Raw genomic sequence first — 8414 nt, 5'->3', positions numbered from 1 at the left:
AAACGGATATGGAGATCCAAGGGTGCATTCTGAGGCAGGCAGCCTGTTTGGTTGCTATGATATATTGATTTCAATATACAAGGGTGTGTGGCGCAGCCACGCACGCGGTTTCCTCTGGGAAATGAGTGGCGGTATTGAAGTTGCTTTTCTGAGTATGTTTACGATGGGAAAAACGCGTGCGTGGCTGCGCCACACACCCTACAAGCGGAACAAAATGAAAAAAATCCTATGTTTACTGGCGTGGTTGTTTCTTTTTCAGACGGCCTTTGCCGATGATTATCTGAAAATCTGCCATGCCTACCATTGTAAGGCGGAGAGTACATTTAAAATCAGCGATGGCGAACGGGTGCAGTTGGCAGCGCGGTTTGCCGCTGCGGGCAACGCGGCGGCGGAACGTGAAGCGGTCAGGCAGGCGGTGTTGGCGGTGTATTTGGCGGCGGGGCGGCAGACACCGGTGTATCAAGACAAGGGCGGCAATTTCCGCGACGGCTCTTCGCCGGGGCGCATGGACTGCGCCGACCACAGCAACAACGACACCGCGTTTTTGCAGTATTTCGCCCGCAACGGCTGGCTGAAATTCCATACCGTCGGCAAGCCGGTGTACCGTGCGCCGCGTTTTTTGGATTTGCACTATGCGGCGCAACTGGTGGAAAAAGACGACGGCAGCCGTTGGGTGGTGGACAGCTGGTTTGAGGATTTCGGCAAACCGCCGGTAGTGGTGGAATATGCGTTGTGGAAGAAGGGTTGGAAACCGGAGAAAGTCGTAGGGTAGGCATTCCTGCCCGCCGCTTTGCCGTAACGCTTAATCTTGCCGATTATAGTGAACTCGAGTTCGGGATAAGCGTTTTAAATATTTTTATTATTTTCAGGGCTATACGATATAGTAGAATTATTTAAAAACCAAACCATAAGCACCGTGTAGGGGGTTGTAAACCCAACATTTTTTCGAAATTCCGTTGGGATTTCATCCCAACCTACTCAGTTTGGTTTTTTAGTGATTCTACTATATCTCGGCAGACAGAAAATCGCTAGATTTTCGTCATTTCCGCGCAGGCGGGAATCCAGCAGTCTGGCATTTCTGTAATGTTTTCAAGGTATCAGAAGCTCAAACACCTGGATTCCCGCCTGCGCGGAAATGACGAATCCGCGAGGATTCTGTCTGCCAAAAGAAACACGTTTCTGAAATTTTAAAAGATATTCTATCCGCTTATCCGAACTCACGTTAGTGAAATAAAAAAACCGAACCGCGCAGTATGATGTAGGTTGGGTTGTAAACTCAACTTCTGCCGAAGTGTTCGTTGGGATTTCATCCCAACCTACGCCAATCAGAATATAAGGCCGTCTGAAAAACACGCAAAACGGTGTGTTTTTCAGACGGCCTTCGCTTTATCCAATCATCACGCCCAATCAGCGGATATCCACATACGCGCTGCCGTGCAGCTCTTTCATCAGGTTGACGGTGGCCTGCTGCGCTTTTTGCTGCATGATGTATTGGCGCACGGCATTGCGTTGGCGCTCTTCGGGTGTGCCGCCTTCGCGCACGTCGTTGAGCTTGATGATGTGCCAGCCGAACTGGGTGCGCACGGGTTGGCTGATTTGGCCGGGTTTGAGCTTGTGCACGGCGTCTTCAAACGGGGCGACCATCAGGCCGTCTGAAAACCAGCCCAAATTGCCACCGTCGCTGGCGCTGCCGTCTTGCGAGTATTGGCGGGCAAGTGCGTCGAAGTTGGCGCCGCTGCGGGCTTGGGCGTAGATTTTGCGGATGGTGCTTTCGGCGGCAACGGCGGCGTTGTCGCTGTCGGCTTTAATCAGGATGTGTTGCGCATTGTATTGGCGCAGCGGCTCGCCCTCGGGCAGGGTTACGCCCTGCTGTTTGGCGCTGGCGATAAAGGCGTTGACTTCGGCATCGCTGACGCGGCTGTTTTGCATGACGGCCTGTTGGCGCACTTTGTCGATGATGATGTCGTCGGCGATTTCGCGGCGTTGCGCTTTGGAGGCGTTTTTCAACGACGGATTACGCGCGATAACGGCATCGATTTCGGCTTCGCTGGCGCTCAGGTTGCGGCGTGTGCCCGCTTGGATAATCAGCGAGCGGTTGACCATCTGCACCAATACCTGTTTGCGCAGCTCTGTGTCGTCGATTTGCGTGCCTTTGGGGACGTTGCGGCGTGCGGCGGCAACGGCTTGCGACAGTTGGCGCTGGGTGATGATGTCGTTGTCCACCACGGCGGCAATGCTGTCGGAGGCGTGGATGTCGGCGGCAACGGCCGGGGTCAGGTTTAAGCTTAGGCCGATGAGGGCGGCAAGCATCAGGGGTTTGAATGTCATGGGTTTACTACCTCGTTGGTTTTGCTGTAACCGGGGATGGCCAAGCGGAGTTTTTCGGACGGGTTTTTACCTAAGTTGCTCAAGTCTTTCAACTGTAAGGTAAAGAACACGGCGTTTTTGCTGGAAGTTTCGCCGGTCACATAATGCTGCGCAACCACGCTGGCGCTCCAGCAGCCGCAGTTGCTTTTGTATTCGACACCGGCGAGGATGTCGAGCGGGTGGTGCGCCTTGATTTCGTAGTTGTAGCGGGCGATGGCCGACAGGTTTTTGGTAATCGGCCATTGGCCGCCGATATCGACCTGGCTCAATTCGCCGTAGTAGTAGGTGCTGTCCGATTGCAGGTAGAGGCGCTCGTTGCGGCCGTATTTGTAGCGCGCGCTCAAGGCCTTGCCCGGCTCGGGGCTGTACACGATACCGGCGGCGTAGCTTTCGGCGCGGTTGTCGTTTTGGTTGTAGTGGATGTCAAAGTCCAGGCGCACGGTGTCGCTGACTTTGCCGTGTAAAAACGCTACCCAGTCGGAACGGTTGCGCTCGTAGCTGCTGACGGTGCCGTCGAGCAATACGGTATCGTTGGTGAAGTAAAACTTCTGGCCGATACCGGCACGCAGCAGTTCGGCGCCGGTTTTGGAATTTAAGATACGCGTCTGCACGGCGGCCGACAGGCTGTTGGACGAATTTATCCGGTCGTTGCCCGAATACAGGTTTTCGCGGAACAGCTGCTCGTAGGTAAAGGTGTTTTCCGAAGTGTCGAAGTTGGGCAGGTCGTTTTGCGACTTGGTCGGGATGTAGTTGTAAAACAGGCGCGGCTCAAGGGTTTGCAGAAACTCGCGGCCAAACAGCGTGGCTTTGCGCTCGAAGGTCATGCCGGTATCCACGTTGATAATCGGCAGGGTGTGGCTGACGGTGCGCGACGACAGGCTGCCGAAGCTGTCCAAATCGTAACGGGTGTAGTGTACGCCGACTTTCGGGCGGATGTAGCCCCACTGGTTGTGGAAATCCCATTTCACACTCGGATACAGCACCAATCGGTTGCCGCTTTGCTTGTCGTCGTGTTGGAAGCGGGTAAATTGGCCGAACACATTAACTTGGGCGTTGCCGATTTGTTTTTGCCAGCGGCCGCTCAAGCGCGGCATGATGGCGTAAGGCTCGTCTTTATAGCCGTTTTCATTGGCTAGCGTCTGGTATTTCTGCACCATCAGCGAGCTGTCGAAATTGCCGCCCCAGAAGCGGTTGTTGTAGTTTAACCAGGCTTGGCGGTTGAGGTTGACGTTTTCGGTGGCGCTGCTGCCGTAGAAGTCGCGGTGGTAGTCGTTGTCGGAAACTGTGTTGAAATCCACGCCGCCGCTCAAGTGGGCGGTAAACTGTTGCTTGTGGTTCCACTTGAATTCGTAGCGGTTGTTGCTGTGTTTGTCGTTTTTGCTGTCGTGCGGCATCCAGTCGCCTTCAAACACGCCGGAGTATTTCGGTTGCAGATAGCGCAACTGTCCGCCCAAGTGCACACCACGGCTGGTAATGATGCCGGGCGTTAATGTCGCGTCCAGATTCGGGGCAAGGTTGAAGTAATACGGCAGGGTCATCTCGAAGCCGTCTGAACCGGTCGAGAAGGTCGGTACCAAGAAGCCGCTCTTGCGGCTGCCGTTAATCGGAAAATCCGCCCACGGCGTATAAAGCACCGGCACGCCGCCGAAAACCAGCGTGGCTTTTTTGGCTACACCGATACCGGTGTTTTCATCGGCCTCCACGTTTTGCGCCTTGATGTACCAAGAAGCGTCACCCGGGGCGCAGGTGTTGAATTTGGTGTTGATGAGGTTGTAGAGGCCGGGGCCTTTCATCTCGGCTTTTTCGCTCACGCTTTGCAGGCGGCGGCCGTCTTTTTCGGTGGCAAAACGGGCATTGTCGGTCACGCCGGTGCGGTTGGTGAGGTTGTATTCGATTTGCTTGCCGCGCACCACGGAGCCGTCTTGATACAGGGTAAACTGGTCGCCGGCGGTCACGGTGTCGGTGGCTTGGTCGTAATGCGCCCAGTCCGAATTCAATACGTCTTGGTTGCGCTCGATAATCACGTCGCCTTTGGCGTGGACGCTGACTTGGTTTTGGCCGTTGACGTAATCGGCGGTCACGCGGGTGTAATCAACGGGCAGCGCCGCTTCTCCGCTACGGCGGATACCGGCGGCGGACTGCTCCTGCTTCAGCGCTTCGGCCTGCTGCGCCGCTTTTTCGTCGCTGCAACGCAGACAGGTTTCGCCCAACGACAATTCTTCCGCCGTTTGCGCCTGCTCGGACTTCGCCGCTGCTTCTTCGGCCGTGGCGCGGGTGTTTTCAATCGGCACGTAATCCGACGCTTTCGGCGCGGAAAAGTCCGCAGCCTGGGCGGTTGCGGTGGCGCCGAAGCCGACACTCAGCGCAAACACCAAGGGTTTGAGTGAAAATAAACGAGCCAAAGTTGCCCCTTAAATCGGTTTTGCCAGTTAGAATAGCGTTTATTTTAACCTGAAAAACCGTGATACTGCTATGCAACGACAAACCGAATTGAAAAATTGGTTGGCAACCGTTTACCCGGGTCAAGATTTCGAGCTGACTTTTGCCGCCGCCGACGCCGATTTCCGCCGCTATTTCCGTGCGACTTTTTCAGACGGCCACAGCGTGGTCTGCATGGACGCGCCGCCGGAGAAAATGAGCGTGGCACCTTATTTGAAGGTGCAGAAACTCTTTAATATGGTGAATGTGCCGCAGGTGTTGCATGTGGACGAAGCGCAGGGCTTTATGGTCTTGAACGATTTGGGCAACACTACCTTCCTGACCGCCATGCAGCAGGAAACCTCCGAAACCGCCCACAAAGCCCTGCTGCTGGAAGCCATCGACGAGCTGATTATCCTGCAGAAGGCCAGCCAACCGGGACAACTGCCCGAATACGACCGCGAAGTCATGCTGCGCGAGATTAATTTGTTCCCCGAATGGTTTGTTGCCAAAGAATTGGGCAAAGAGCTGAATTTCAAACAGCGCCAATTATGGCAGCAAACCGTAGATACCCTGCTGCCGCTGCTGCTGGCGCAGCCGAAAGTGTATGTGCACCGCGACTACATTGTGCGCAACCTGATGTTGCAGAGCGGCCGCCCGGGGGTGTTGGATTTCCAAGACGCGCTGTATGGCTCGATTTCCTATGATTTGGTGTCGCTCTTGCGCGACGCGTTTATCGAATGGGAAGAAGAATTTGTGTTGGATTTGGTGGTGCGCTACTGGGAAAAAGCCCGCGCCGCCGGTTTGCCCGTGCCGGAAGATTTCGACGAATTTTACCGCTGGTTTGAATGGATGGGCGTGCAGCGCCATCTGAAAGTGGCCGGTATCTTCGCCCGCCTGTATTACCGCGACGGCAAAGACAAATACCGCCCCGAAATCCCGCGCTTCCTCAACTACCTGCGCCGCGTTTCCCGCCGCTACAACGACCTCGCGCCGTTGTATGCGCTTTTGGTGGAACTGGTGGGCGATGAGGAATTGGAAACGGGCTTTACGTTTTGATGTGAAAGGATAGGATAAGGCCGTCTGAATATTTTTCAGACGGCCTTTATTTCTTAAAATTTAAAAATGTGATACAGTTATCTCAAATTTTATAAAATGAGATATAAAAATGAGAAAAGTAGAAAAACCATTACCTATACATGTGCTTATGGGTAAACATGCAGAGCATCTTAATGAGGTTTTAAATGCTGATTTATCTGATATCTCAAATGACTATATTCATTGGGATAAGTTAAGACGGTGTTCTAGGAATATGGAACTAAATGAAAAGCGGTGGTTAAAAATTAAATTAGCAAGGGTAAGTACTTTAAGAACAACCCCGTTGTTAGATAAAAACGGGCAGCTGTTTCAATTTAATTTGCCAAATCATTGTTTTGCTTTAATTCATAAAATAGATGAACTACGAGCACGGTTGACACAGTTCTATATGGCTAAGCGACATAAAAGTGAATTTTTATCTAATGCGTTGAAATATGAAGAATCGATTTCAAGCTCACAACTAGAAGGTGCTGCGACTACCCGTGTAGTAGCATTGCAAATGCTGGAGGAAGAACGAAAGCCACAAACAGTAGATGAGAAGATGATTATGAATAATTATCTTCTTATGAAAGAAGTATCAGAGCAAAAAAATGTACCGCTTAGTATAGAATTAATACTGCAATTGCATCATATTGCAACAAATGGACTAGATGATAATATTATTAAGCCAGGCATCTTACGTGATAATAATGAGGTTTATGTCGTAAATTACCAAAGAGACCCTGTTCATGTTCCCCCCGATTATGCTGACTTAGAAAAACGATTACAGGTATTATGTGATTTTGCAAATACCCTGCATGAAGATAAGTCTTTTATTCATCCTATTATAAAAGCGATTATTTTGCATTTTATGATTGGATATGAACATCCATTTTTTGATGGGAACGGTAGGACGGCTCGTGCTTTATTTTATTGGTATATGATGAAAAATGGGTATAGCGAATTTGAGTATATCTCAATCAGTAAATTATTGAAGAATGCGGCTTCTAAGTATGCAGCTTCTTATTTATATACTGAAACGGATGATAATGATTTGACCTATTTCATTATTTACCAATTAGAAATCATTAAACGCTCTATTGAGGAGTTATTTAAATTTTTAGATAAAAAAAATCAAGAATTTAATGAAACCTTAAACTGGTTATCTGAAACATCAATTGCTAATGAATTAAATGCTAAAGAAATCATTTTGCTGAAGAGGGCTATTAAAAATCCGGGAAAAGTATTTAGTGCTAGGGAGGTTAAAAATACATTAGGTGTCGGTGATAACACAGCAAGAAAATACTTAGAAAATTTATGTAAGCATAAGCTCTTGATAAAATCTTCTCTTGGAAGAACAACTATTTATATTTCTCGGCAAGACATTGTTAATTTATTAAACCAGAGAAAATTGTAGGCTGTAAGGCTGTCTGAAAAACTATAAAAAATCTATGGTTTTCAGACGGCCTTTTTAGCACTTGCGCTCTTGTCATCTCCAGCTTAAAGCCCAATTTTCCAAATCAGCGTACTCATAAGGAACACACCATGATTCACTACCACGACATGCCCTTTCCCGCCGTGGGCAAAACGCGCAAGCTGCATATTTATCTGCCTGATGATTATTTGGCGACGGGCGAGCGTTATCCCGTGATGTATTTTTTCGACGGGCACAATCTGTTTTTCGATAATCAAGCGACCTACGGCAAGTCGTGGGGTTTGTATGATTTTATGCAGGCGTGGCCGAAAAAGATGATGATTGTCGGCATAGAATGTGGACACGAGGGCAACGAGCGCCTGTCGGAATACAGCCCGTACAGTTTCCATTCCGCCTTTTTCGGCGGCCGTCTGAACGGCTTGGGGCATGAAACGATGGAATGGATAGTCAACGACATCAAACCGTATATCGACTCGACCTACCGCACCTATCCTTTCCGCGAGGCAACGGGGATTGCCGGTTCGTCTATGGGTGGGTTGATGAGCATTTACGCCGTCGGCAAATACAACCGGATTTTTTCCAAAGCGGCCTGTTTGTCATCGGCGATTTTGAACGAGCTGTACGCCGATATGGAACAATGCGCCATCGACAGCAATACGCGCGTGTATCTGTCGTGGGGCGAACAGGAAGCCGGGCGCGGCGGCAAATCGGTGGACGCTTGGCATACGCCCGCCGCCCGCGCCAATCAAGCCATCGCCGGTATTTTTACGCGCGCCGGTGCCGCCTGCGATGTCTATTGCCAACCGCAAGGCCGTCATACGGAAGCGGATTGGGAAAAACAGATACCGCAGTTTATGGATTTTTTGTGGCTGCGCTGATTAGATTAGAGAGTCAAAGAGGCCGTCTGAAAACGAACATGTTGTTTTGTTTTCAGACGGCCTTTGGTTTGTGATGATTCGCATAATTAGAATAATTTTTCAGTAATTAACAATACTTCACAATTAAATGAATCTTGATTATAATTTTAGGGGCTGTACTAGATAACTAGATTTATTCAAAATCATTTAGAATAAATCCCATGAAAAAAAGTCGACTGAGCCCTTATAAGCAAAACAAG

6 protein-coding genes are annotated in these 8414 nt (G+C 50.1%); 4 read left to right on the top strand and 2 right to left on the bottom strand.

The features are described 5' to 3' along the window. The first annotated feature begins 214 nt into the window (after positions 1-214). A complete protein-coding gene (locus tag J2T37_RS11165) occupies positions 215-772 on the top strand; it encodes a hypothetical protein (RefSeq protein WP_253355933.1) in 558 nt (185 codons plus the stop codon). Between the two features lie 635 nt (positions 773-1407). Here the strand turns inward: J2T37_RS11165 and J2T37_RS11160 are convergent. Together J2T37_RS11160 and J2T37_RS11155 are read right to left on the bottom strand one after the other, a co-directional pair. Further along, positions 1408-2310: a peptidylprolyl isomerase gene (locus tag J2T37_RS11160; protein ID WP_437179477.1), complete on the bottom strand. Its 903-nt coding sequence runs from the start codon at positions 2308-2310 to the stop codon at positions 1408-1410. Between the two features lie 14 nt (positions 2311-2324). After that, positions 2325-4769, bottom strand: coding sequence for an LPS-assembly protein LptD (locus J2T37_RS11155; protein ID WP_253355931.1), 2445 nt, complete (start codon positions 4767-4769; stop codon positions 2325-2327). Positions 4770-4839: 70 nt separating this feature from the next. Between J2T37_RS11155 and amgK the strand changes: the two genes are divergently transcribed. From amgK to J2T37_RS11140, 3 genes are all read left to right on the top strand, one after another. After that, positions 4840-5844, top strand: a complete 1005-nt coding sequence (amgK, locus tag J2T37_RS11150; protein ID WP_253355930.1) for an N-acetylmuramate/N-acetylglucosamine kinase AmgK — start codon at positions 4840-4842, stop codon at positions 5842-5844. Positions 5845-5953: 109 nt separating this feature from the next. Beyond that, positions 5954-7279, top strand: a complete 1326-nt coding sequence (locus J2T37_RS11145; RefSeq protein WP_253355929.1) for a Fic family protein — start codon at positions 5954-5956, stop codon at positions 7277-7279. Between the two features lie 128 nt (positions 7280-7407). Further along, positions 7408-8175 carry an alpha/beta hydrolase gene (locus J2T37_RS11140; RefSeq protein ID WP_253355928.1) on the top strand — a complete coding sequence of 256 codons (768 nt, stop codon included), beginning with the start codon at positions 7408-7410 and terminating at the stop codon, positions 8173-8175. Positions 8176-8414: the final 239 nt, after the last annotated feature.

It is taken from the genome of Neisseria perflava (genome assembly GCF_024170405.1).
Lineage (GTDB): Bacteria > Pseudomonadota > Gammaproteobacteria > Burkholderiales > Neisseriaceae > Neisseria > Neisseria perflava_B.
The sequence above is the reverse complement of the archived record's forward strand: the minus strand, read 5'-3'. Positions and strand labels throughout refer to the sequence as shown.

Bases quoted from the DNA above. Each gene is read 5' to 3' on its own strand.
- J2T37_RS11145 (WP_253355929.1), top strand. From the start codon at position 5,954: ATGAGAAAAGTAGAAAAACCATTACCTATACATGTGCTTATGGGTAAA.
- J2T37_RS11160 (WP_437179477.1), bottom strand. From the start codon at position 2,310: ATGCTTGCCGCCCTCATCGGCCTAAGCTTAAACCTGACCCCGGCCGTT.
- J2T37_RS11165 (WP_253355933.1), top strand. From the start codon at position 215: ATGAAAAAAATCCTATGTTTACTGGCGTGGTTGTTTCTTTTTCAGACG.
- amgK (WP_253355930.1), top strand. From the start codon at position 4,840: ATGCAACGACAAACCGAATTGAAAAATTGGTTGGCAACCGTTTACCCG.
- J2T37_RS11140 (WP_253355928.1), top strand. From the start codon at position 7,408: ATGATTCACTACCACGACATGCCCTTTCCCGCCGTGGGCAAAACGCGC.